This window comes from Poriferisphaera sp. WC338, from assembly GCF_050931845.1.
Lineage (GTDB): Bacteria > Planctomycetota > Phycisphaerae > Phycisphaerales > Phycisphaeraceae > Poriferisphaera.
Genome location: NZ_CP194516.1, coordinates 2,779,530 through 2,805,049, shown reverse-complemented (window position 1 = coordinate 2,805,049; position 25,520 = coordinate 2,779,530). Strand labels below are relative to the sequence as shown.

Annotated in this window: 20 protein-coding genes and 1 pseudogene; 9 read left to right on the top strand and 12 right to left on the bottom strand. The window is 49.4% G+C overall.

Going from position 1 to position 25,520, the window contains the following annotated elements; translation table 11 throughout:
* Window positions 1–7: 7 nt before the first annotated feature.
* The 4 genes from ACQ6WK_RS11470 to miaA form a co-directional block, all read right to left on the bottom strand.
* Complete coding sequence (locus tag ACQ6WK_RS11470; RefSeq protein WP_432797521.1) at window positions 8–499, bottom strand: hypothetical protein; 492 nt, start codon at window positions 497–499, stop codon at window positions 8–10.
* A gap of 69 nt (window positions 500–568) precedes the next feature.
* A complete protein-coding gene (locus ACQ6WK_RS11465; RefSeq protein ID WP_432797520.1) occupies window positions 569–3,280 on the bottom strand; it encodes a DNA topoisomerase in 2,712 nt (903 codons plus the stop codon).
* Window positions 3,281–3,637: 357 nt separating this feature from the next.
* Complete coding sequence (locus ACQ6WK_RS11460) at window positions 3,638–4,144, bottom strand: hypothetical protein (protein WP_432797519.1); 507 nt, start codon at window positions 4,142–4,144, stop codon at window positions 3,638–3,640.
* 90 nt (window positions 4,145–4,234) lie between these two features.
* On the bottom strand, window positions 4,235–5,230 hold the full coding sequence (gene miaA / locus ACQ6WK_RS11455) for a tRNA (adenosine(37)-N6)-dimethylallyltransferase MiaA (protein ID WP_432797518.1): 996 nt from the start codon (window positions 5,228–5,230) through the stop codon (window positions 4,235–4,237).
* Window positions 5,231–5,340: 110 nt separating this feature from the next.
* Here miaA and ACQ6WK_RS11450 point away from each other — a divergent pair, with 110 nt between their 5' ends.
* The 3 genes from ACQ6WK_RS11450 (at window position 5,341) to ACQ6WK_RS11440 (ending at window position 9,667) form a co-directional block, all read left to right on the top strand.
* On the top strand, window positions 5,341–6,222 hold the full coding sequence (locus ACQ6WK_RS11450) for an FkbM family methyltransferase (RefSeq protein WP_432797517.1): 882 nt from the start codon (window positions 5,341–5,343) through the stop codon (window positions 6,220–6,222).
* Between the two features lie 242 nt (window positions 6,223–6,464).
* Window positions 6,465–9,230, top strand: a complete 2,766-nt coding sequence (gene acnA / locus ACQ6WK_RS11445; protein ID WP_432797516.1) for an aconitate hydratase AcnA — start codon at window positions 6,465–6,467, stop codon at window positions 9,228–9,230.
* A gap of 152 nt (window positions 9,231–9,382) precedes the next feature.
* A complete protein-coding gene (locus ACQ6WK_RS11440) occupies window positions 9,383–9,667 on the top strand; it encodes a hypothetical protein (protein ID WP_432797515.1) in 285 nt (94 codons plus the stop codon).
* A 16-nt stretch (window positions 9,668–9,683) separates the two neighbouring features.
* Here the strand turns inward: ACQ6WK_RS11440 and ACQ6WK_RS11435 are convergent, their stop codons facing one another.
* Complete coding sequence (locus ACQ6WK_RS11435) at window positions 9,684–10,247, bottom strand: hypothetical protein (protein WP_432797514.1); 564 nt, start codon at window positions 10,245–10,247, stop codon at window positions 9,684–9,686.
* 144 nt (window positions 10,248–10,391) lie between these two features.
* Between ACQ6WK_RS11435 and ACQ6WK_RS11430 the strand changes: the two genes are divergently transcribed.
* Both ACQ6WK_RS11430 and ACQ6WK_RS11425 read left to right on the top strand, forming a co-directional pair.
* Window positions 10,392–10,748: an STAS domain-containing protein gene (locus ACQ6WK_RS11430; protein ID WP_432797513.1), complete on the top strand. Its 357-nt coding sequence runs from the start codon at window positions 10,392–10,394 to the stop codon at window positions 10,746–10,748.
* A gap of 126 nt (window positions 10,749–10,874) precedes the next feature.
* Window positions 10,875–11,168 (top strand): hypothetical protein, encoded by a 294-nt coding sequence (locus tag ACQ6WK_RS11425; RefSeq protein WP_432797512.1) that lies wholly within the window; start codon window positions 10,875–10,877, stop codon window positions 11,166–11,168.
* Window positions 11,169–11,172: 4 nt separating this feature from the next.
* Here the strand turns inward: ACQ6WK_RS11425 and ACQ6WK_RS11420 are convergent, their stop codons facing one another.
* Complete coding sequence (locus ACQ6WK_RS11420; protein ID WP_432797511.1) at window positions 11,173–12,294, bottom strand: hypothetical protein; 1,122 nt, start codon at window positions 12,292–12,294, stop codon at window positions 11,173–11,175.
* Between the two features lie 659 nt (window positions 12,295–12,953).
* Here ACQ6WK_RS11420 and ACQ6WK_RS11415 point away from each other — a divergent pair.
* On the top strand, window positions 12,954–13,187 hold the full coding sequence (locus tag ACQ6WK_RS11415; RefSeq protein ID WP_432797510.1) for a hypothetical protein: 234 nt from the start codon (window positions 12,954–12,956) through the stop codon (window positions 13,185–13,187).
* 273 nt (window positions 13,188–13,460) lie between these two features.
* Here the strand turns inward: ACQ6WK_RS11415 and ACQ6WK_RS11410 are convergent, their stop codons facing one another.
* From ACQ6WK_RS11410 to ACQ6WK_RS11400, 3 genes are all read right to left on the bottom strand, one after another.
* A complete protein-coding gene (locus ACQ6WK_RS11410; RefSeq protein ID WP_432797509.1) occupies window positions 13,461–14,735 on the bottom strand; it encodes an alpha/beta hydrolase-fold protein in 1,275 nt (424 codons plus the stop codon).
* A gap of 397 nt (window positions 14,736–15,132) precedes the next feature.
* Window positions 15,133–15,753 (bottom strand): CheB methylesterase domain-containing protein, encoded by a 621-nt coding sequence (locus tag ACQ6WK_RS11405; protein ID WP_432797508.1) that lies wholly within the window; start codon window positions 15,751–15,753, stop codon window positions 15,133–15,135.
* A gap of 160 nt (window positions 15,754–15,913) precedes the next feature.
* The gene (locus tag ACQ6WK_RS11400; protein WP_432797507.1) at window positions 15,914–16,153 is read right to left on the bottom strand and encodes a hypothetical protein; all 240 of its coding nucleotides are present in this window, start codon (window positions 16,151–16,153) and stop codon (window positions 15,914–15,916) included.
* Between the two features lie 347 nt (window positions 16,154–16,500).
* Here ACQ6WK_RS11400 and ACQ6WK_RS11395 point away from each other — a divergent pair, with 347 nt between their 5' ends.
* A complete protein-coding gene (locus ACQ6WK_RS11395; protein ID WP_432797506.1) occupies window positions 16,501–16,755 on the top strand; it encodes a hypothetical protein in 255 nt (84 codons plus the stop codon).
* Window positions 16,756–16,843: 88 nt separating this feature from the next.
* Here the strand turns inward: ACQ6WK_RS11395 and ACQ6WK_RS11390 are convergent, their stop codons facing one another.
* Complete coding sequence (locus ACQ6WK_RS11390) at window positions 16,844–17,830, bottom strand: prepilin-type N-terminal cleavage/methylation domain-containing protein (RefSeq protein WP_432797505.1); 987 nt, start codon at window positions 17,828–17,830, stop codon at window positions 16,844–16,846.
* Between the two features lie 259 nt (window positions 17,831–18,089).
* Here ACQ6WK_RS11390 and bioD point away from each other — a divergent pair, with 259 nt between their 5' ends.
* Window positions 18,090–18,881: a dethiobiotin synthase gene (bioD, locus tag ACQ6WK_RS11385; RefSeq protein ID WP_432797504.1), complete on the top strand. Its 792-nt coding sequence runs from the start codon at window positions 18,090–18,092 to the stop codon at window positions 18,879–18,881.
* 21 nt (window positions 18,882–18,902) lie between these two features.
* Here bioD and ACQ6WK_RS11380 read toward each other — a convergent pair whose 3' ends face one another.
* Window positions 18,903–22,562, bottom strand: a complete 3,660-nt coding sequence (locus tag ACQ6WK_RS11380; protein ID WP_432797503.1) for a hypothetical protein — start codon at window positions 22,560–22,562, stop codon at window positions 18,903–18,905.
* Between the two features lie 196 nt (window positions 22,563–22,758).
* Between ACQ6WK_RS11380 and metG the strand changes: the two are divergent.
* Window positions 22,759–23,145 (top strand): annotated as a pseudogene (gene metG, locus ACQ6WK_RS11375) (methionine--tRNA ligase subunit beta); the annotation flags it as partial.
* Between the two features lie 175 nt (window positions 23,146–23,320).
* On the opposite strand, the gene ACQ6WK_RS11370 reads toward metG, so the two are convergent.
* Complete coding sequence (locus tag ACQ6WK_RS11370) at window positions 23,321–25,402, bottom strand: hypothetical protein (protein ID WP_432797502.1); 2,082 nt, start codon at window positions 25,400–25,402, stop codon at window positions 23,321–23,323.
* Window positions 25,403–25,520: the final 118 nt, after the last annotated feature.

Sequence of the window (25,520 nt, the reverse complement as noted above, 5' to 3'; positions counted from 1 at the left end):
AGGATGATCATGGTGAAGCACTCTTGCGTTGCAGTAGATAGATATGATCATTATCTGTGGGGGTGATGCTCATATCATGTAAGGCGGCGAATGATCTGGCATCATTCAGATTGCTTGCGAGGAGGATGTTGGTTTTCTGTGCTTGGTTTGGTATGAGGCGGGCACGTGAAAGTATAAGCTTGAGATAGCGTTTGGTCTCAATGTTGATATTTAATTTAATGGCATGTGGTGTTTCAAAAAGGCCAATGAGTTGGCCAGGCCCTAAGTTTAGCTCTAAGTTTTCAATTGTGTTCTCAAGCTGCGAGAGTTGGGTTGATGTGCTGGAGATCGCGCCTGTGCTGCTGATAGACCATGCAGAAAAGGCACCCCAGAAGCCAGCCGCGATTACGGTGGACAGGAGGATCTTGTTGAGCCATTGCTGAATGCGTATACATTGTTGTGAGAAACCGAGCATTGCTTCATCATAACGATACGGTTTGTCATCGCCAGTAATGTCCATGACATTGCATGGGTGTAAGAGGGCGATATGTTATCGTCTTGTTTTGATACGGGGTGTGTCTTTTGGTTTTTACGCTGCACCGGCAGATTCTGTGTCGGCGGGGGCATCTTCGCCGGCAATGCGGGGGATGTAGGAATCATCGGTCAGCACACGGCCATCAGCGGTTTTGATATCCGGCTGCGGGTTGTCTTTGACATGCTGTAACCATTTGGTTTCCATGTCCTTGATCTGTTCATCGGTGAGGTCGGAGAGCTTGCCACGTCCACGACATTTCGGGAAGGCAGAGCAGGAAAGCCAGAAGCCGCGTTTCGAGTCGCGGACATTGAGTTTTTCGCCGCATTTGTTGCACTCGAAGTCGGTGAGCATCGGCGGCACCTTCGGCAGCACGACCGATTGCGTTTTGGGATCAAGCTTCAGGATGAACTTCACTTCGGGGTAGTTAGATGAAGCGAGAAACGGGCCGAACCGCCCTTTGCGTTTGATCATCGGTTGGTCATCAATCGGGCAGAGGATGTCGGTTTGTTCGGGTTGTTGTGGCTTGCCTTCGCGGTCAACCGGTGCGGCGTATTTACACTCTGGGTATTGCGAGCAGGAGAGGAAGCGGCCATTTTTGCCGAAGCGATAGACGGTATCCGCGCCGCATTTTTCGCATTTATACGGCGCGGGTTCCTGCACGGCTTTTGCGTGCTGGAGTGTTTCGTGTGCGGTTTCGAGTTTGGTTTTAAACGGGCCATAGAAGTCGGCAAGCATCTGTTTCCAATCGTGATGATCGGATTCGATTTTGTCGAGTTCGGACTCCATCTGCCGGGTATAGGGCACGTCCATGATGACGGGGAATGCTTCGGCGAGCATGTCGGTGACGACCATGCCGAGGTCGGTGGCCATGAGTCGTTTGTCGCGTGGGGTTAGCGTCTCGACGTACTTGCGGTCTTGGATGGTGCCGATGATCGCTGCGTAAGTCGATGGGCGACCAATGCCTTCCTCTTCGAGTTTTTTCTGGAGTGAGGCTTCGGTGTAGCGGGCTGGTGGGGAGGTGAAGTGCTGTGAGGGATCGAGGTGCATGGGGCCAACTTGTTGATTTTCTTCAAGTGGCGGGAAGATGAGGTCGTCGCCGGGGATGCCGGAGACTTTGTAGAAGCCGTCGAAGACGATTTGGCGGCCAGTGGCTTTGAATTTCGCTTTACCGCCGAGCGCGTCGGCTGCGATAACGATGGTCGTTGAGTCGGATTGTGCGTGTGTCATCTGGCAAGCAACAAAACGCCGCCAGATGAGGTCGTAAAGTTTGTATTGCTCGTCGGAAAGGCGCGAACGGATTGACTCCGGCGTAATGGTCGGGTCGGTGGGGCGGATGGCTTCGTGAGCTTCTTGAGCATCTTTGTTGGAGGATGAGAAGAAGTTTGGTTTTGCTGGGAGGTAGTCGGAGCCGTATTGTTGTTCTATGAAGCCGCGGACGGAGTGGAGTGCTTCGCCGGAGATATGCGTGGAGTCGGTACGCATGTAGGTGATCAGGCCAGTCTGTCCGCGGGCACCTTTGAGGTCGATACCTTCATAGAGTTGCTGTGCGACGCGCATGGTGCGTTTGAGGGTGAAGCCGATGCGAGTAGATGCTTGTTGTTGCATGGACGAGGTGATGAACGGGGCAGGCGGGCGGGACTTGGATCGCTTGGTGGTGATGGACTCTATTTTGTAGATAGGCGCGTTGCCGTTGACGGTACCGAGATACTGGCAGAGGTTTTTCGCAGGGCCTTTGGCTTTCTCGTCGAATTCCTCTTCGGTGTGATCGAGGTTGAAGCCGAGAGATTCAGCCACTTTGAGAGCTTGTTCTTTGTTGTCGGGTTTGAAGGCTTTGCCGGCAAGTTCAAACATTTCCGCCTTGATGGCGAGTTGTTTGGAAAGCCAGGCGAGTTGTTCTTTTTGTGTGCGGTAGCCGTGTCCCCAGTGGCCGGTGTCATCGCCGTTGCCGTTGGTGGATTCGGTTGCGTTGCGGGGTTTACCTTCACCGTACCATTTGCGGAAAGCGTCGCCGAGTGCGGCCGCGCCGTCGAGGTCGGTGGAGAACAGGCCGGTGATTTTCCAGTATTCATCGGGGATAAAAGCGTCGATCTCACGTTCACGTTCGACGACCAGTCGTGTGGCGACGGATTGAACGCGGCCAGCCGATAAGCCGCCGGCAACTTTTTTCCATAGCAGCGGTGAGACCTGATAGCCGACAATGCGGTCGAGGATGCGGCGGGCTTGTTGCGCGTTGACCCGATCTTCTTCGATGGGGCGGGGGACGCTAAAGGCGTGATCGATTTCTGATTTGGTGATGGCGTTAAAGACCACACGTTTGGCAGTATCTGCGCTGACGTCGAGTGCATGGGCGAGATGCCATGCGATTGCTTCTCCCTCGCGGTCAAGGTCGGTCGCGAACCAGACATCGTCTGCCTGCTTGGCGGCTTTCTTCAAAGCCTTCACGGTGTCTTTTTTGTCAGGGAGGATGTCGTAAGAAGGTTCGAAGTTGTTTTCGAGGTCGACGCCGGGAACAGGATTTTTGATTCCCTTGGGATTACGTGAGGGCAGGTCTCGAACGTGGCCGACGGAAGCCATGACGACGTAGTCTTCGCCGAGATATTTGTTGATGGTTTTGGCTTTGGTGGGGGATTCGACGATGACCAAGTGCTTGCCAGTGGCATCGGGCGCGGGGTAACTGCGTCGGCTGAACGACTTTTTCTTGGAGGCCTTTTTCTTTGTGGCCTTCTTTTTGGTCGCTTTCTTCTTTGTTGCCTTTTTCTTTGCCATGAGTTTCCAAGATCATCGGGTGGTGGCCCGTGGGTTGCGGTTTTATGCCTATCAGTGGCTCAGCTTGATCAGGCGACAAGTAATATAGATTGCCGACTGATGTGGGGGCTGAGTGTATCCTATGACAGGTGGATCGGGCGATATCTTCATGGTCCTTGAGGGGTGTTGTCAAGTCGCCCCTCTAAGTCCTGTAATTACAGCCCATTGCGCGAGAGATAGGATTTGCCCTAAGCGAGCAAGTTCCGTTAGGGTTATGATTGGGTTTTGGTAAGTGGTGGTGAATAGTGCGTTAAATACCGTGGGAGGCAGAGTTAGCCGCGTCTGAACAGGGCATGGGATTGGTGAAGGTGCGTGGGACTAGAACTCAAAAGTCATCACATGTGCTTGATCGTCTGGGACGGTAAGCCAGAGGTGTATTTCAGGTCCACGCAGTTGCCGAAGAGCGTGAGCGGTGAAATCAGTGATAGTTTTATTTTGCGTTTTTTCGCCGGCGAGGATGTAGTTATTTGGTCCGTTGGCTTCCCAGTGTCCATCCACTTTGTAGCTATGCTCAGGGGTACCTTCATAGTTTCGATCTTTATCGTAGCTAACGACGAGCTGGAATCGCTGGCCGCTCATGAAGAGGATCTGTCCGCGTAGGGAGTGGTATTCTTCCCAGTTATGGCCGCCTAGGTTCATACTTCGGAGATAGCCGACTTGTTGTCCGAGATCGCCGAGCTCTGGCGATCGTGTTGCCTTGTCAATCGCATCCTCTAAGATTTTGTCCATAAAACCTGCACTTACTGGCTCCGGTTTTGATTCGCACCCAGCTAAGGCGGAAATCGAGATGGTTGCCAAAATTAAACCAATATGCCTCATCGTCATGCCTTTCTTATAGTACAGGTTATATCGCAATCTATGATATGGGCATGATTGTATAAACGATGGCTACAATGACATAGTTAAAATGTGCAATTACTGAGTATTCAATATGGCAAGCGCATTGTGTAAACGTTCTTCATCTGTCTTGTCATTGGCGGGCACCCAATACACATCACGATAGCGACGCAGCCACGTTCGCTGTTGCTTGGCAAAGCGGCGGGTGAGAATCTTGGTGCGCTCGAATGATTCGCTCAGGGTGAGATGCCCCGCAAGGTGGTCGAGGACTTGTTTGTAGCCGAGCGCTTCGCGAGCTTGCTTACCGAGTTGATTAGTTTGTTCAAGGCGACGGGTTTCATCGACTAGGTTCTCACCATTCAGGCAAACTTCACGTGCCAGCTCACTCTCGACTTTCTCAGGATAGAACATCGCTTTAACCCGCAGGTTGATGCGTGCGTTGATCGGTTCAACTGGCCAGTCAAGCCCGATCAAAACAGGGTTGTAGCGGTACGGTTTTTGCTTTTCAGCATCCCACTGCTTTTGCCATTCGCTGATCGGTTTGCGGGTGAGATGAAAAACCTCTAAAGCGCGGACAATCCGCTTGCGGTCATTTGGAAAAATGCGAGTGCTTGCTTCAGGATCAACTTGTTTAAGTAGTTGGTGTAATTCATATTCATGAATATCTTTGAGTGATTGGCGATAATCAATATCTTCGCCGGGTCCGTCGAACATGCCCTGCAACAGTGCGTTGAGATAAAGATTGGTTCCGCCGACAATGATCGCGCGTTTGTTTTCGGAAGCCAATCTTTTGAGATGATATTCTGTTTGCGCGAGCCAATCTGATACGGTGAAGCGTTCGGTCGGCTCGGCAACATCAATCATCTGATGCGGGGCGCGGGCACGTTGTTGATGCGAAGGTTTAGCTGTCCCGGCATCCATGTGCTTGTAGATTTGCATGGAATCTGCTGAGATGACTTCGCCGTGCTCGGGTAGAGATTCGCAGAGTTTGACCGCGAGTTCACTCTTGCCACCAGCGGTTGGGCCGAGAATGATGATGGGGCGAGGCGGATTTTCGACTGCTTCAAATGACATGCATGAGATTGTATGTGCAGCATTGATAAATTGAAAAGCACTGTCGTTCGTTTGCATAAGACACGGTACAATTGCAGCATCTATTCAGCGATGATGCATGGGAGCATAGAATGGCAGGTATATACAACGTGATTACAGGCATTTTGCTACGAGGTTATAGTCGGGTAGCGCTGTCGGAGAAAGGAGCGTTTCGTTTGGTATCGCTTGTGCGTCGATTTATGCCTCGTGATTCGTGGTGTAGGGAATTCATGGTTGGGGACGACCGACGGATGACGTTGGATCTTTCGGTTTATCCGGATTGGAGTATGGCATATGGACTGTATGAATTAACTACCGCACGATTGATCAAGCGATTATTAAAGCATGGCGATCACTTTGTTGATGGCGGTGCAAATATTGGTTACTTCACAATGATGGCGGCTCAGATAGTTGGTGAGCAGGGACGAGTTGATGCTTTTGAACCACAGCCAGATAGTCGTGCGCGATTGGCAGAACATCTCGAAAGAAATAGTTACCATGATTATGTCTCCATACATAATTTGGCGCTTGGCGAAGAAGTGGGTGAAGTGGAGATAGCTTTTTTTGAGGGTGAAGGTGTTAACCATGGTTGCAGTTCGATCTATGGCCGTGAAGGTGTGGAGGTTGTTTCTTCTACAAAAGTGCCAATGAAGCGGATGGATCAAGTGTTGCAAGGTACATCGCCAAAGCTTGTAAAGTTAGACATTGAAGGTGCGGAATATACCGCCATCCTAGGTATGGAAGGTTTATTGAAAGACAATCCCCATCCGCCACACATCATTACCGAATGCAACTACACCATGCATGCTTCGCACGGTGCGACACCTGAACAGTTTGTGAACAAAGTGCTTGAGTTCAACCCCAACTACACTGTCTATCGGATTGGTCGGCGTATGGAAAAGGTCAACGCCGAACGCTTGCGGGATGTGACAGGCGGCAAGGAATGTAACCTCTATTTCAAGCCGTCTAATTGACGATTAGAAAAACGATCTCTCCCATACCCAATTCAAAGAAAAATGAACCTTCACCAATCTGGTTGAGGTCGATTCGCGTGTGCTAAATTTTGCCGACTTTCTCGCTGCGTGCTAGGATAAATAGTTCGAGGACACGCGAAAATCAGGCCAACCCTGAGAACCAAACTCCGTTTTTCGACGCAGATTCGGCATCGGCGAGCGATCATAACTACCATATTTACAATGGATTGAGGCAAATAACCATGCCACAGCAAGACCCTTACAACGCGGCACAAACCATCAACACTCCCCTTGGCGATCGTCAGATCTACAAGCTCGATGCCCTCCGCGGCATCGGTGAAATCGACAAACTCCCATACTCTATCAAGGTGCTGCTCGAAGCGTGCCTGCGAAATTTCGACAATTACGTAATCACTGAAGATCACATCAAAGCGCTTGCCAGTTACAACGCTAAGCAGGTTGGTGAAACCGAAATTCCGTTCAAGCCCGGCCGCGTTGTCTTGCAGGACTTCACTGGCGTACCAGCCGTTGTTGACCTCGCCGCGATGCGTGCTGCCATCGTCCGTATGACCGGCAACGAAGCTGACGCAACTAAAGTCAATCCGCTTGTTCCTTGCGATCTGGTCATCGATCACTCTGTGCAGGTTGACGCTTTTGCCTCTGAAGTTGCGTTGACGATCAACTCGGAAAAAGAATTCGAACGCAACAATGAACGCTATCAGTTCTTGAAGTGGGGGCAGCAAGCATTCAATAACTTCCGTGTGGTTCCGCCAGCCACTGGCATCATCCATCAGGTCAATCTCGAATACCTCGCTAAGGGCGTTTGGGATTCCGAAGGTACGCTCTACCCCGACTCACTCGTCGGCACCGATTCACACACGACCATGATCAATGGCCTTGGCGTTGTTGGCTGGGGTGTTGGTGGTATTGAAGCAGAAGCCGTCATGCTTGGTCAACCGATTTATATGCTCATCCCCGAGGTTGTCGGCTTCAAACTGACAGGCAAGCTTCAAGATGGTATGACTGCTACAGACCTCGTTCTTCGCATTACCGAAATGCTGCGTGAACACGGTGTGGTCGGCAAGTTCGTCGAGTTCTTCGGACCCGGTCTTGCAGACATGCCGCTCGCCAATCGTGCGACTATCGCCAACATGGCGCCTGAATACGGCGCAACGATGGGTTTCTTCCCCATCGACGAAAAAACAACTGAATACCTAGAACTCTCCGGCCGCGATAAGAATCTCATCGCCACCGTTGAGCAATACTGTAAAACGCAAGGCCTTTGGCGTGACGATGCTCATGATATCACCTACACCGATGTTCTTGAGCTAGACATGTCCACTGTGGTGCCCGCGCTTGCTGGACCAAAGCGTCCACAAGACCGCATCGAACTTTCCGCGATGCAATCACAATGGCAACAGGATCTCTCGGTTACCTTCGGTAAAGCCTCTGCTGCCAAGAACGGGACTGCTGCAGAAATGGAAGCTGAAGGCGGCGTGGCCGTTGCGGAAGCTGGCAACAATACCGGCGGCGTAGATGTCACTTTCAACGATCAGTCTTTCAAGCTTAAACATGGGGCGGTCACCATTGCGGCGATCACCTCCTGTACCAACACGTCCAACCCGGAAGTGATGCTTGCTGCGGGACTCGTGGCGCGCAAGGCAAACGCTCTTGGCCTCAAAGCTAAGCCCTGGGTTAAGACTTCGCTTGCGCCCGGCTCCAAAGTTGTCACCGAGTACTACGAAAAAGCGAACCTCACTGCCGACCTTGAAGCACTTGGCTTCCACACAGTCGGCTATGGCTGCACAACTTGTATCGGTAACTCCGGGCCACTTCCCGAAGTCATCAGCAAAGCCATCAATGACAATGACCTTGTCGTCGCTTCGGTGCTCTCAGGCAACCGAAACTTTGAAGGCCGTATTTCTCCCGATATCAAAGCGAACTACCTCGCATCGCCGCCATTGGTGGTTGCCTACGCAATCGCTGGCACTGTCGACATTGATCTCCAAAAAGATCCAATCACACAGGACCACAACGGCAAAAATATTTACCTCAAAGATATCTGGCCGGCCACCAGCGAAGTGCAAGATCTCGTTGCGAACTGTGTGACACGCGAACAGTTTGAGACGCAGTATGCCGACGTTTTTAAAGGCTCTGAAGAATGGCAGGACGTCGCATCATCGACCGGTGACCTTTATGCATGGGATGAGAAATCAACCTATGTGCAAGAGCCGCCATTCTTTGTTGGCCTTACCCCAGATGTGAAGCCCATCGAGGCGATCAAAGGTGCCCGCGTGCTTGCGAAGCTCGCCGACTCAGTGACGACCGATCACATTTCACCTGCCGGTGCGATTAAGTCTGGCACACCTGCTGCACAATACCTTGATGCTAATAACGTACCTAAATCCATGTATAACTCTTATGGCTCGCGCCGCGGCAACGACCGTGTCATGACCCGTGGCACTTTTGCCAACATCCGTGTCAAAAATCAGCTTGCTCCTGGCACCGAGGGCGGTTACACCACTGACTTCACTAAGTACGACAGTGCTGTTGATAAGCCTGAAGAAGCATCGTTCATTTACGATGCTGTGCAAAACTACAAAGACGCAGGTGTCCCGCTCGTCGTACTTGCCGGCATTGATTACGGTATGGGTTCTTCGCGTGACTGGGCTGCCAAGGGCACGTTCTTGCTCAACGTTAAAGCAGTTATTGCGAAATCTTTCGAACGTATTCACCGTTCTAATCTTGTTGGTATGGGGGTACTGCCGCTCTGCTTCAAAGATGGTCAATCTCATGAATCACTAGGTCTCGACGGCACTGAAACATTTGAGATCGAGATCGATGATAACGTGCAGCCGCGTCAGGATATCAACGTTACTGCCACCAAAGCCGATGGCAGCAAGGTTGCGTTCACGACAACTTGTCGCATCGATACGCCGGTGGAAGTCGACTATTACCGTAATGGCGGTATTCTTCATACTGTGCTTCGTAACATGGCGAAAAGCTAAAATTGATTTGGCGCGTGAGTAACTACGTCATGAATGTCAGATAACGAACTTGATGATAAAAGCCCTGATTTCAGGGCTTTTTTGATAGGCCCGCCGCATAATCACGGGGAAATACCACCGTGTCGTTGTGGTTGAGTCGCCTATTATTTATTATGAATTTTTATCCCAAATCTGTTCTGCGATACGGCGTTGCTGTGGGAGTGTTAGTGGCGATGATTGGTTGCCAAGGTCCATTGCAACCCACCGATGAACACAATCCATACGATGACGAGCAAAACGCTTCTTCAGAATCTGCGCGTTTGAATCAGCAGGAACTTTACATCACCGATACGCCGCAGATCGTTGAAGATGAATCAGGTGACACACGCCTTGAATATTCCAATCCATCACCCTCAGATTATGGCACGCCCCCACCGCCAGATGACTACGGGCCATAAAGCTTAAGCATGGTCATCACGCGGCACTCATACGCAGTGATCCGAGATCGTCATCTTCATCATCGTGATAGCTTCGTGCAGAAGATGATTTGATTTGTGCTTCACCGAGGCGCATGCGGTCTTGCTCAAGTGCAATGGCCATTTCGTCCTGTGCTTTACGGATTGTTTTTAAACTTGCCCATTCTTTATCGAGATCTTTTCGTACTTGCCGAATTTCACGGCGGTCAAGCTCCAGTTCTTTTCGTATCTGTAGGAGCGATTGTTTCTCTTCCGCAATCATTGATTTCTCATCACGAACTTCTTCAACTTCTTCCCGCATGCGCTTACGTGAGTTTTGGATTTTCTTTTGGAGTTTGCTGATCTGCTCTTTCTCATTAGCAAGCTCATCTTCACGTTTCTTTATCGTCTTCTCACGCTTATCAATTTCTGTGTAACATCGTTTGAGTTGGCGGTCCGCTTGTGATTGCCAATCGCGCAATTGCTCGTAGCGTGATTGTAGATCAACCAATAAATCTTTTGGAGAAATATCCAATCCTCCGGTCCCCCCCGTCCCTTTACGTCGAACATTGTCCATGCCCATAACCACATCCTTACCGCAACTTCACCTTGTGAACCCACCAATAACATCGGCTTGGGCGTAAAATTTCTTGATCCTGTTCTTGTTCATGATCGAACACCGTGGCCGATAGATGCGATGTGCCACGACACAATTCGGAGCGACGACATGCCTTTGCCTATTCACTTTAAACAGCTCACTGAACAGATCACCCTTATACAATTCGACATCACTGAGATTACCGGCCGATCCGCCGGCGATATGACCAAAACAATTTCTGAGACCTTTTCACCTGCCATCGGTACTCATATCCTGATCGATATGAACAACATCACCTACATTGATTCAACTGGCTTGGGTATGCTATCGCTATTTCTTAGGATGGCAGGAAACACGGGCGGTCAGCTTGCTATTATTGGTGCTGACCCAGCCATTGCGGATCTCATTGCGGTTTCAGGTTTGCACCACCGCTTTCAACTTTACGATGCGCTTGATGATGCGATCAAAGATCCGCGTTTTCAATGACGCCGCAGCTTCCGATAACAGTTCTTGTACTTGAAGCTATGCACTTTGATCTGATAGCACCGAAAAAGAATACATATTCGCATCTATCGTGCGCTACAGAAGACAGTGATTTGTAGGAGAAATCATATGGCCGCCACCACAACTCCCAAACAGGGTAGAGCCAATATCAAACGCATGACCATCAAATCATGGTTAGGCAAGGTTGGTCCTTCTGTGCCGTTGGCGCATGTGCCTGAGATTCTGGATCGCAGTCCTCGGCAGGTACGTATTCTCATTCATCGCGGCTATCTTCCCCTTCACACTTTCCGTATTCCCGACGGTAAAACCTATCACATGGTGAGACGAGCCGACCTACAGGCGATCAAGCCGATCCTGCTTCGCCATCAAATCCGTGAGTTCATGAATAAGCAAGCTGCGTAATCAATCACGGTTGATCTTGCGGCATGTTGTCTGTGTCTGATTGCTGTATCCGCTCTTGCAATTCAATTGGTATCTTATTCTGAACATTCGATTCTTGAGTCGCAGGTTGCGTTGCGCTTGGTTCTGCCGCAGCATTCATTTCAGCCTCTCGTTCGCTCATAGGCATCGCCCCGGCATTCATGCTTTGCATCCCTTGCGCCATTCCCTGATGCATCCGCTGATTCATCGGCATATATGGCATCGGTCTGCCTGTACTATTGGGTATATCTTCAAACTGATCATCCCAATACATACTCATACTCTGCTGGCGATGATCAATATCATCTTTTGGCGTGTTTGATTGACCAACGACTTCGCTTTTGCGCTGCTGTACTTTTCCAAGCTGCTGTCGCAATGCTTCTAAGCGAGCTTGACGTTCTTGTTCAATATGTCGATCACGTGACAGGCTGACCAGCATTTCTTCACGTTCCATTTCACCGAGTTGATTTGGTTCAATGTCCGTGACCTGCGAATGATCGCGATTGGGTGCTGACGCGAATTCTCTTTTTGCCCATGAAATGTAGTCATCCCAATCTTTTTTCTCTTCGAGAAATTGCTGCATACGTGCAACTTCTTTCTGCTCGCGTCGCATTTGCCGCCACAGTGGTGGATTGACTGCATCATAAGCTCTGATATCCGTGGCGAGCTGCGCGTTAGTCAGATTGGCTGTTAACTCAATCGCGTTTGCCACCGATTCGGGATTGCTACGCAGCACGTTCAAAGTTGCAAGTGATGCATCGTCATAGGTCAATTCTCGCTTACTGCCAGGTAAAGTCATGCGGCTGGCTGCGGTTTCGTAATCTGTAAGCAGATTTTTTTCCTGCATATACTGACGGATTTGGCGGATACGTGTGGTTGTACGCCGTGATTCTTCATGCATGAGTTCATTCAGCATGCTGAGTGATTTGAGCTTAACTTGTTTCTGTTCGTATGCACTGCCTTCACCTGTTGTGTTCGCATTTAATTCACGATGATTTTCAAGTGGTGTGCCAAGCTGAGCCATCACTGGAAGATTGAATGTTGAGAAGCCAAGCATGATCACAATCATCAGTTTCCAACCACAGTATTTAGATTTTAGATTAAGCATTTGTGTATCCCTAATGGTGAAGTCTATTCAATGGTTAGGTCACAATCATCACATCAATTCTTTGATGAGGGTGTGATTGTTGGTTGTACATCTGAATAGACAACCAAAAAGTTGGCGTGTGGTAATAAACGGACCGCATACCGTTTATCTGTGAACCTATACCGATTATACGGCCGCCTTTGGCCTCGAACTTGAATGATTAGCTGACGATATTCCAAGTGGCTATAGCATTGTTCCGATATCTCTTGCAGTCACGAATCCTGCGCGGAAGGTTCGCCAATGTCACGATGCACTACATGTTCAAGTCTTATGCATGGTTCGCTCGGCGTTGCCAAGGCTGCTCTCGGGATTGGTCACGCGTCTGTCGGTGCAAAGAAGCAACGGTTGGCCATCTGTCGCCGATGCCCCGAGGCAGTACCCTGTCCCAATAGCGGGGATATCTGTAAATGCCGCCTTTGTGGCTGCTGGATTAAAGCCAAAACATCTCTATTTCGTGAATCCTGTCCGCGTAATCGCTGGTAAGTCATATGTTTATGAACTAGACAGTTGTTTCCTAAGCAACGACAGCATTGCGGCGAATCCGAATGTATACAAGTGTATTTAAGTGTTGTGTGGGAATATGAAAGGTATAGAATTGTCTTGGTTGTGGATCGACCAGGATGTTGATTTACATTCCACCCCATGTTTTCAAGTCGGCCAAGTTAGCCGCGTTGGGGGTCAACCTATCTAACCTCAAACATGAAGATTGTGATGGTGTGCGCTATGAGCATGCCATGATGATTGGCTTTTGGCAGCTACTCGCAGATGCTGTTGACTGCAGGCTGCGCACCATTGTTTCGTACGGACTGATTCATATGACCTTTTCCACCATCTCATCAGGGGATTTACAGTGACAGCGCATCAGGATGAATATGCTGCAACCGTGCAACAGGACAAGCACATCACACCTTATCAATCTATGCCGGTCTATAAGCGGGCCAGGAATGGATTGATACCAAGCGATCAGAAAAGAACGCCGCCACGTCGAGTGCGGACAGCGTTAGTGCGTAGGGTTCGTCGAGAGATATCACTTGGGATTTATGAAGACAGTGAAAAAATTGATCTAGCTATTAGCCGTCTCATAATCGAATTACAAAAATCCTAGGTTTTTTCAATCTAACTAACAGTTACTTAGATTCGATTTCCTTCGGATAAAGATACATGAGGATATCCGCAATACGGTTTGCCCATGCGGCTTCGTTGTGTTGGCCATTTTCTACAACGAAAAGTTTATACTGTTGATCTTGTTGCATGCCTGTTTCTTGCATGATGTTAGTGATTTCCTCTGCTAGTTCTACAGTACAGACACCACCACCGCCGATTGAGCTTTCCAACGTACCCATGTCGACCCAAACGCGCGAGGTTTGCCACCAAGGTGCATATGCATCACGGTTGTCAGACCAATCCCTGACGATCCATTCTTTATCCCATCCAAGTGCTGGAGAAACTGAGCCGATACGTGTGAAAACCCCTTGATTTTCAGAGCCTAGATACAACGAGATCAATCCACCCAAAGATGATCCTGCCGTTCCTGTATATTTTGCTTCTGGCCTTGTGCGATATTTTTCATCGATCCACGGCTTGAGTTCTTCAATCAAGAATTTTGCATAATCCGCGCCACCGCCGCCACCATTTCGTTTGGCATCATGTGTTGGTGTGTATTCCAATGTGCGATGAGCTGTATTGTCAATCCCGACGACAATGAGGGGTTCGATCTTCCCTTCGTTGATGAGTCGCTCAGCATTTTCATCAACTTGCCATTCCACACCAAACGCGCTGGTTTTGACGTCAAAAAGATTCTGTCCATCATGCATGTATAGTACGGGGTAATGTTGCGATGCATTAGATGCATCTCCATAACCTGGCGGCAAGTAGATGCGAACTGTACGTGGCAATTCAAGATATTTTGATTTGATGTTCTCAAAGATTTGAACATGTCCGGTGATGGTGCTCGTCATTACTGCTCTTTCTTGTTCGAATTGATCTGCCCACGCAAGAACGGTGATCTGGGCGGTAAGGTCTGATGCAGCATCGATGGTGCGATTGGAAATCTCTTGGCCGGCAGCATCCTTCTCAACCTTATCCCAACCGCCACGTGTGACCTTGTATGCAATTTGTTGTCCTTTAATCAATGTTGCTTGGCCGACATACACACCATTCTCTTGTCGGGTAAGTTTTAGTCCTTTGCCGTCCCATTCGCCGAGCGATGCGGTGTTGCCGCTGAGGTATAGCTCCGCCTTCTCTGGTGTGGAAGTTGGTGTTTTGACAACAAAGGAAATCGTTACCTGATCGGTTTCTGTTGTTTGGGCATTTGTGGTAATGATGGGAGTGAGCAAAAGTCCACAGAAGATAGAAATCTTAAAAAACATGCAGGTAAAACGGTTAAACAATGGGTGTTTCATGCAGGCAATGTACCACGACCACGTTCGGTGAGCAATGTTTTTTCGATGAACATGTGAGATTCAAGCGTGGTTGGGATCCGATCGAATTTTTGTCATTAGAGGAGATTCAAATGAAAAACACGGCGAGCTGCAGATTGCAAACTCGCCGCGCTTCCGGGGGTGGGTTGAGTAATACACTTAATGCATATGGCGTGCCAAAGCGAAAAATGCTGTTAAAAGCATCCTATTGCAATCTATGGTCAGGGACGCGTAAAAAGCAAATCGTTATGCAATAGTCATACATCACAATGAGCTAACCTAGATAGCAATATGATCGTTTTACAACCGCTAATCATCCTTGCTGCAACAGCCCATAGAACTACGATCTACATGAATTGTAGTGGAACATTATGAGTGATTAACTAGCCTGTTGAGATATCATGTTTGGGCAGAATTGGTGGATAAGCGATGTGATTTGTGAGGGGGTATATTGTACGTGCGAGAAACCCGCTTCAACGCAGCTTCGTGGCATGCCGTAAACCGTACATGATTCTTTGTCTTGCGTGACAATTGTGCCGCCAGCGTTGACGACAGCTTCGGCACCTTGCACACCATCTCGCCCAATGCCTGTCAGCACAATGCCCAGTGTTTGTTTGCCATAAACTGCTGCACACGAGGTAAGTAATTCATCTGCTGAGGGAAAGTAAAACAATCCTTCCGGCTTGTCACTGATTTCAATTTTTGCCTGCCAAAGCCCTGTCGTCGGCACCACGCGCATGTGCTGCTTGCCTTGCCCAATATAGATGGTTCCGGGGTACACGGGCATGCCATCTTCTGCTGCAATGACGGATAGCGGCACAGATCGATCCATTGTTGCAACAAGCGTTTTGGTGAAATTCTTTGGGATGTGTTGAGCAATGAGAATCGGGACACGAATATCAGGAGGGATTGTTTCAAAGATGTTGCGCAACAGCATTGGACCGCCAGTGCTGACACCGATACAGATTATCTTGTATCGTCCGGATTTTGCTTCGTGCATCACATCCATCACACAAGAAGCCTTTGCTTGATTTGTCGCTTGTTATCAATCGATGTTGTTTTGTGGGCGATGAACATGCGTGTATTAAAAAAGCTCAGCGGTGTGAGCCTTTTACCCTCCAGCCATTCTGGTCAGTTGAAACGAAGCCAGCATATTGTATTTATGCAGCTTTATTCAATGACGCTTGGGAATCCATTCCATTTTTCAGCGAGATCAACAGTAGGTGAACACTATTGAGTGCGGGCTCATAAATGCCACCAATTGATTCACGGTGCAATGTCGATGCACGTTCAATCAGTGAGGACAGCTGCGGATAGACCGCATGGCGACTCTGCTTTAAAACACGCCGTGCGTGTTCAAGTTCGGCTAACAACGTATCAACTTCTTTTTGTGTAACCACGTGCTTGCTCCACGAGAATGTTATTCAATAGCTGCGATTGACAAGAACAAAAGACGCAGCACTCTACAATCCTTGTCGGCGAGTTATGTGTGTAACATGAATCCCGACGTATGATGACCCATAATCCAGCTGACATGAGTGATTAAGGCGTGAATCACTTTTCGCGCATGCTTATCATACGCAAAACTTGCCTAGATTCGTTCAACATCATAATCGCTATAACCGTTACAGCCGGACCTTATCTGTGTCACAGGATATGGAAGTTATTGCGATTGATCTCGTAGCATGGTCCAATAAAGATGGGTGTACCCGGTTACTGCCGGTTGCCTATGATTCAAGAGGACAACATGATCGAGAACCAGGATATTCAGAAGCTGCAGAACGAGTTGGCCCGTCTTCGTGACCAGCACCTCAACGGTACTGTTGATACGGCGGATCTTTGGGAGGTGATGCAGCAGGCATCGTCACTTCTGGATCAGGCACGTGGCTCGCGTTTTGAAGATGTGCTTGATGTTATTTTGAATCTGCTCAATTCAATTTGGTCCAATCACCGTAATCAACAGAAACTACAACACCTCAAATCTGTTGCGGCGAATTTCTAGCGAACGTTTACATCATCAGAAAAGAACAGAAGCCGAGACGAACAAGTCGCCCCGGCCTCGGGTTATAAGCATTTAAGATTGAGTGTGATTATCGTTTGGTTGCGTCGCCTAGGCCGTTCCAGTAGCCGTTATCTGCGATGCCGTCACCGTCTGAGTCGTCCACATCCTTACGTGACATCGCTTCGCCATGGCCATCAGCAAAAGTAAAGTTTGCTGCGCCGTTGTTACGTTCTGCCGGGGCAGAGCGGACAAGATATTCAAAATTTTCATCGTATGTGCCGGTGTTTTCTGCGGGGCCACCTTCATAGTAGGGGTCACCGCTCGATTTCCCGTTGCCGCGTGAGCCAAAATTCAGGCTGCCCAATGGTGGGTCCAGTGCGTATACTGCGGAGCCGTCTTGACCTGGATCATTGCTTGCGTTGCTATCACGTGAGCCTGCAGTATCACCAACCACAACTGTTCTCGAACCGGCTTTGATATCTACACCCAGACGTGCGTGATATGTGTTATTGGGGGTTGTAGAAGTATTTCCAATATGTACACCGCTCGCGTTGATGTAGCCACGTGCATTGCCGAAGTATTGGAAGTTGTAGCCGTAGCCACCGTGACCAGCTCGCTCACTCGCTGGTGGCAATGGTGTACGGGCGGTTCCGCCAGCATTGTCTCTAGCAGCCATGTAAGCTTTGGTGGTTGAAACCGTATGCCAATAGGTTTTCAAAAAACCACTATCGAGTTCACGCTCATCCAAGTTTGGGCTTAGGAAAACATCTTCACTCGGCATGAAATCGTAAAGATAATCTGCCCAACGTGGCTTGACACCGTCGATACGGTTGGCGCTCGGAAGTGCAGATGAATGGATGGGGTAATAATCTTTGTTTTCTGAGTTGTAGACGCTCAGTGCGATTCCGATTTGCCGGATATTGCTCAGGCTAGCTGCAGCACGTGCGGTTCTTCGGGCAGCACCTAATGCAGGCAAAAGAATGCCAATCAGCAGTGCGATGATGCTGATAACAACAAGCAGTTCGATCAGTGTGAAGCCACGATTGGCTTGACGATGTAAACCCAGGCGGTTCATGAAAAGTTTCCTTATGTTGCAAATGATGTGGGACCCAACACCGGCCCACACCGATCAATTTCATTTTGCCCAATCGTTCTGTTGCGGCCATTCGCAGTGGAACTGATGTGGTATAAAACACAGGCGGTGATATTGACATTCAGTGTCAATATGAAGGGCATGATAATGAGATTGAGTGTCATTTCAAGTCGCATCCTCCCATATCAGGGTAAATCTCCACATCTTGAGGCAATCGCTATGAACCTGATATCATTCTGCCATGCCACCAATCCCTCGCATTCATCTCAATTCGCCTGGCCTTTTTGTTACTGCCACTGATACCGGCGTAGGCAAGACGGTTGCAAGTTGCTGCATTATCAATGCTTTAAAAAATAAAGCGCCGCACAGTCGGCATCGTGCTTTTAAGCCTTTTGCATCTGAATGCCAAATGATCAATGGCCATCTCACCAATCTTGATGCGCTGGCCCTACAACAATTCTCTGATCGGGGAACACCGCTGGACCTGATCAATCCGATCCGCTTTCAGCCGCCGCTCGCACCCGGCGTTGCGGCGGAGCAAGAGAATCAATCTATTGACTGGCCGAACCTTACCAATGCTATTCACGAGCTCGATCAGCAAGCTGACACCATGATCGTCGAGGGAGCAGGGGGGCTGCTTGTTCCGCTCGATCCTGACCATCCCAGCTTCACGATCCTCGATCTGGCCATGCACATCGGCTATCCCGTCCTCATCATTGCTCGTGCAACGCTCGGCACACTTAACCATACCACCATGACGGTGAAGCTCCTTCAACAGCGGGGTCTGTCCATTGCCGGCATTGTCATGAATCATCATCAGCCGCAACTTGTAACCCTCGCCGACGATCCCTCCATCCACACCAATAAAATTTGGCTTGAGCGTATGACCGGCGTCCCCGTTCTTGCAGTTCTTCCCAATGTGCCAACCGATTCAGTTATCCCGCACAAAAAAGAGATTCATCCTGATGTGCTTCGCGCATGCGATAGTATTGATTGGGAATCACTCATGCATCCCGCTAAGCCGCTTGTCTAATGTATGGAGAAAGTTTCGGAATCAATAATTGCGATGAATGGTCGATCGCGATTCACCCCGGGCTTTGGTTGAGCCAAATACAGATTCCCACGAATCTCGCAGTCCTGTAAGTGGGACCAATTCAGCCTTGGGATCAGTCAGTGTGCCGCGCACCTGAATTGTGCCAAGCTCGTCTTTGAATACGTTGAATAGATCGCTAAGAGCGCCGAGATCGGGGGCAGCTGGGTTACGTGTCATCATTTCCAGATCAAGCCCCATGTCATGCCAATCCATCGTTCCATCGCCAATGATTGCAATTGATGGGCTTTCAATGACTAGCGTGTCGAGGTAAACCATTTCGCCGTCGATCACGTAGCGTGCTGAAGCACGGTCAAATGATTGTGAGGTGGGCAATGTCAGGTTCGCAACCTGCAAAACCGCGAGTGTCAGCGGTGCGTTGTAAAGTGTTGCATCTCGTACACGCAAGATACCTCGCCCTTCGCGCTCCTCAGGTTTATCGAATGGCTGCTCTACATGCAAACTGGCAGACAACTCACCTGGCGGCAGTGGCGCAAGTTTTACATCCACACCTTCATCTCGCGCATCGGCACGTAAGATCAGTCGATCGTTGTAATGTTCTGGTTTTAGAAATGCATCCACACTTACATCATGCAGCTTTAAATCAAACTGCCAGAGTTCTTCAGCCCCAAAATCAATCTTGCCTTCACCGACCAATGTTCCGCCATAGATCTCGCCGTAAAAATCTTTGAGATAGACTGATTCGTTGTTTGCTGTCGACAAAAGCTCCATTGCAAAGGGCTGAATCAGACGGCCTTCGGCAAGCATCCGATCTGCATCAACATCAATCATCATCTTCGGCCAAGCTTCATCCTTTCGGCCCGTCACTTTTACATGTACCGTACCATCAAATCCTGTGATCGACGCACCAACTTTGGCTTGACCTTGTTCCATCCTGATCTTGCTATCAAATTCATATTGCGGGTGATCTGATGCTTCATCACGAAGCACAAACCGTCCATCTTCAATTTCGAATCCGCCACTGATTGAGAGATGCTCAAGAAGATCACGTACTTCTTTCGGCAAAATACGTCGAACGGTCTCAGTTTCAAAATCACTCATCACGTCGAAATTCAATGCAGTATTCACGCGATCATTTTGTTCGACAAATCCGGACATTCGGAATTTGCCACCATCAAACCTGCCGCCAAGCTCATCAAGTTCCGCCATCCCCGGTGACACGATTAGTTCGCCGCTCATCTCATCGAACGACAGTCGACCGTTGTTACCATACTCAAACCCCAAAGATTGCGGCCGTAGCGTGACCTTATACTCCAACGCCTTACTATTAGATTGATGATTTATCGACAACAACAAATCGGTCGTGCCTGTTGGCTGATATTTTCCCATCAGTGAAGCAAGTGTTTTCTTTGCTTCAAGCTCCGGTGGCACGACATCAATCAATCCTTTGTTGATCTCCAAGTTAGATGCTTGCACATTCAGATCTACTCCCAACTGCCCGTTTCCCCAACCGATTGTGCCGTCAAGATCAATGCCGCTTGCATCATGTTTCCCGCTGATGCTGTGGAATGTCAATTGCGTCGGCTCCAGTGTTGCACTTCCTCGCATGGCCTGCATCAACATGCCGCTATCAAACGGTCGCATCGTGTTGTTATCAAAATCAAAATTGATCGCGTAATAAACTTTGCCCGGCAGTGTGCATTTCACCTCGCCATTTGCCAAAAGCGATCCTGTGAGGTTCATTTGCTTTAACCATTCACGCTGCGGATTCGGTGCTGAAGCATACAGATACGCATCACTTGGAATATGCGTCCGATCAACCTTTAAATCGACATACTGTGTTTTCCCATCAGCCAATTTCGTGATTTGGCCTTCCAGATGAATTTCACCGCCACTTAAACCGTGCGCCGTTAGATTTTTGATCCGCGTATTCCCCGGTGCAAGAATCACGTGCCCTTCCTCAACAACCACGGGATATGGCCAGTGCTTGTACAGCACCCGCGCGCCCTGCAAATCAATGTCCGTTGTGATTTGTGGCTTGGTTTTATAGCCCGGTGGCCGATACAAATCGATGGCCAATGATATTCGGCCGCCTGGCCAGAACACTGGCACATCCCCCGGGGAGGACTCCGTTTTCCTTGTTAGGCCTGTTTGTACTAATGTTTCTGCAGCGGCTTGATCACGGAATAGATTGATGATCTTCTGATGCTTTTCTTCCATTGCGCCAACGAAACGTGCATTCGCATCAATCTCTGTTGCTTCGATATGTAGCTTTGTTTCAGCAAGAGGTCCCGGGTTTCTCACCGTTCCCGAAATCACGACATCCCCGCCATCGATTGCTTGTCCGGCTAATTTTTCAATCGTTAGCAGGTTATTCTCAAACTGAATGGTTCCCTTCACGTGCTCAAGCGGATATGGAAATTTTTTATACGCGCCCGATACATCAAGAAAATCAATGTTCCCATCGTAAGTAATCTCGCCGCCTGGTTCTTTGCGGCTAATGATCGCTGATGCACGGAAATCACCAGATGGCGTGAATAGATCGTATTGGTTCTGCACTTCTGGCGGCATCCCCAAGATAAACTCTGGATCTCCAGTCACACGAAACGGATCGGTTTGCACCCGCAGCACAAACGGATCATCACGTTTAAGCCCTTGCATCTCACCCGTAATGCCATACCGGATTGTTGTTGTCTCGCCAGCACCGAGCATTCCTGTCAGTTTCTCAATCTCAATCCGATCATCACGTAGTTCGATCATCAGATCCACATCACTCAGCTTCGCTGGAAACTGTTCGAATGGAATCGTCAGTCGCCCGTTGGTCAAACCAACCCGTGCAAACAAACCATCTGTCGGATCATAACCAATCCGCATTTCTGTCACTTCACCTACTGGCTGAAGACGATCCCACCACGATCGCATCCCACTTGTCAAAAACTTTTCTGTCGACTCAGTAAAACTGAAGTGCTTGAGTGATACTTCAAATTCATGCTGCTTAAGATTGAATTCCCCTTGGAACTCTGGCTGCTCTCCCTCGCCGATCTGTTTAAGCACGAAGTAGTATGCACCGAGTGCCTGTCGTTTCCGCGAGACACGCCCTTCAAGATCAAGCCGCGATCGTTCGGTGTACTTGCCGTCCTGATATTCACCCAGTACCAATTCTGCCTGCCGCACTGTTAATGTCGGGACCTTCTCCGGTAGTTCTTGTTCCTGTTCTTTTTCTTCGTTCTCTTTTTGTTCAGCCAGTAGCTGATAATTCATTTTGCCAAGGTCAACATCCTCAGTGACATAAATCGTCGGCCGCAAAAGCTGAATGGATTCCACCCGAAAACTTCCCGCCACGATTGAAAGCAGATCCGGATCAATCACTACCCCCTCAATTTCAACCAGTCTGCCTGAATCATCGTCTCGCCCCGGCACCCAAAGCTTCATATCCTCCAGCTCAATCCGCCCATCTTTGGTCAGATAAGCTTTGTCGATATTGACCGCTGCCCCTGTTGCTTGTGTCACGAACTGCGCACACAACCGTCCGAGTCGCTCTGGCCGGGTCATGTACACCAGCACACCTGCACTCAGAAAAATCATGCCCAGCAATACCCAAAGCACTCGTTGCTTCCAGCCGCCGCGGCGTTTTAATCTGCCTCGTAGTACGTGATACTTCAAATAGTCCTCTGCCTCATCACTTTGGGGACGCGTCCTGCGGACCCCACGGTGACATTCTTCTTATATTCTTGTCGCTATTGTAGTTTCCATCGTCTTCCCACGACACACGTCCCCTGTTTTTCGGTATCCTTTTACCATCGGCGACCGTTCGCCATCCAAATTTTCGACCACAACCTCTTCTGTGAGTACCGCCATGGAAACCAAACCAGAAATCACATTCGATGACTTCATGAAGCTCGACCTCCGCGTCGCCACCATTGTCGAGGCAGAACCCCACCCCAATGCTGATCGCCTGCTCAAACTCCAGGTTGATCTTGGCGAGGAAAAACGCCAAATCTGTGCCGGCATCAAAGAGTTTTACGACCCTGAGAACCTCATCGGCAAGCAGATCGTCGTTGTCACCAATCTCGCGCCACGTAAAATTCGTGGTGAAATCTCTAACGGTATGCTCCTCGCTGCGTCGCACATCATTCCCACGCCACCCGCTCCAGAAGCTGAAGACGCCCCTGAGCCGCAGGAAACTCGTGACGTTGTCCTCATTACCTCATCCAAGCTTGTGAACCCCGGTTCGTCCGTCGGTTAATCAGCTTTTCTATAACTAAAACGTTACCGATGCCGCCCGGTTCATTCCGAGCGGTTTTTTCGTGATCGTGATTAACATTTGCTACCATAGTCACGCCGCCTTTGTCGCAACAGGCACATGAAAAAACCCTGCCCCAAAACAGGGCAGGGTGCGATCATTTATTTCAACATTGGTTTTACGCCGCTTCTTTAGCCGTGTCATCTGCCAACGTTTCACCTGCTTCTGGCGCGTCTTCGCTCCCGGGGGCTGAGGATTCGATATCTTCTTCACGTTCGAGAGATTGGTACCCCACGCGATCTTTCAACATATCCTCGTTCAGGAATGTGGTTTGCTCATCAGCAAACACCGTCGAGTTCATCGCCATCGCGTTCTTCCAATAGCTTGCAGCATCGACGGCGTATTCGGTTTCAGTCATCAGCGTGAATTCATCCACACGAAACACCGCCAAGCCTCGCTTCTGTTGTACAGGTGCTTCACCAGTCCGATCTGCAGCAGCCATCTCACTTAGATCGCCACTCTTACCGGTTGTTTTTGCGACCGCATATAAAGCTTCGATTAATGGTTCACTTTCACCAAAGCCCGGGACCATCGGCACATTGCTTGCATCAATCCCTTGACGGAACATGACCCGTGGTACCAGTCCCAGATCTGTTACGGATACATCGGCTTCCTTTGCTGCGGCGTCAAGACCATTTTGCTTCGCAAGTGTGATCCATTTGTCCTTGTCAGCGATGAGTTTCTTGTATGCTGCTTCTTCCCTCGCGTCCTTCACCAGTTGCTCACGGACCGCGCCCGGTCCGGCCGGTGCATGGGCTGCCTCGGCAGCAGTTAAACGGAACACATACATCGAGCCACTATAGCCTTGCATGGGGGCACTGGTGGTTCCTACCTGTAGATACATTGTTGATAGCGGGTTCTTTTCAAAATCTGCGTTTAGTGTCTTTGAGCTGGTCACATACAACGGGAAGCTTGCGCCCTGTCGGCCTGCTACGAAGCTCATTCCAATCCCCGGCAATGTCTGCAGTTGATCCACATTCGTCCAGCGGTCGCGGAAATTATAAACCTGCAACGTCACGCCAAATTGAGCTTTCATTTCATCTGCAGCTTCTCGTAATGGCTTCTGCTCAAATTGATCGTTAAATACGACGTAGCTCTTTTCACGCGGCAATGCGGACAATGGTTTGTTCATGGCCGCTTGCATATTCTTCGCGATTTGATGGCAAAGTTCGTTTGCTTTTTGGAACTTCAGTCCTTCAAGAATATCGCTTCGTACTTCTGCATACAGACGTGTTTCACCCACTTTTAGTTTGGGATCTTCTTTTGCCTGTTCTTCGGTCACTTTGAATGCATCTGGATTTTTCTGATAGAACGCATAGGCATCCGCTTCGCTCACCTTGACTTGTTTCATCGCGCTTTCCAGCGGGATCTCGACATACTCAAGCTTCACACGATCCGGAATCTTGTAACCAAACCCAAACGGTTTGCCTTGGCCCGGTAGATCATTCTTGTACTTCTCAAACAGCTCCGCCAATGCCGCATCACTCGGCTCACTCACGTCATCAAGATACAACTTACTTGGTACTAAAAAGGCTTTTCCACCAACACGCGCATTTTCATCTTGGAGGTAATGTGCAATCAGCGGCTTGCTCACACGGTACGGATCAGAACTCACTGCACCTGCATACGCCACGAGCAACTCGCGGCTAATCCCCGGCATCTGCATGTACTGCTCAACGATCTGTTGGAAGATCGCCATCCGTTCAAACAATGATGTGTGCGACTTGCCCAGCACTACTTCACTGTAAGCTTCTGCAATGATCCAGCTTTTGACCGCATCAATCACAGCTGCACGACTCCCCACGCGGTTCCCCGCCTGTCGGATCACATCTTCATCCGCTCCGATGGCGCCAAGCACCTCAACTGCTTCCGCTTCACTTGCGCTGATGCCCAGACGTTTCGCATCTTCCTGAATCAAATACCAAACTAAAGCTCGGTCTTGATCTTCGCCTTGCTGCAATAGTGATTCACTCATCAATCCCAAGATCGGGAACTGATTCTCTAACACGTACAACTGGTTTGCTGCGTGATTACGATCTGTGATCAACACTTCCGTGCCGTCAGCTAATTTTCCGATCGGATAATTGCCTCCGCCACTTACGCATGATTGAAGCTGCGTACCGATCAGGAACGAAACCATCAGGATACTGCCGCCGATGGCTAGGATGTACTTGTTGTATTTTCGAAAGAACTTAAACACCCGTATGGTCTCCAGTTGCGAACTGTGTTTGATTCAATAAATAGATGACAGGGCAGTATACCGATTTTCGGCCAGTTTTTCCCCTTCTCTCTCAACTGCCCATGCCCACATCCTCAGC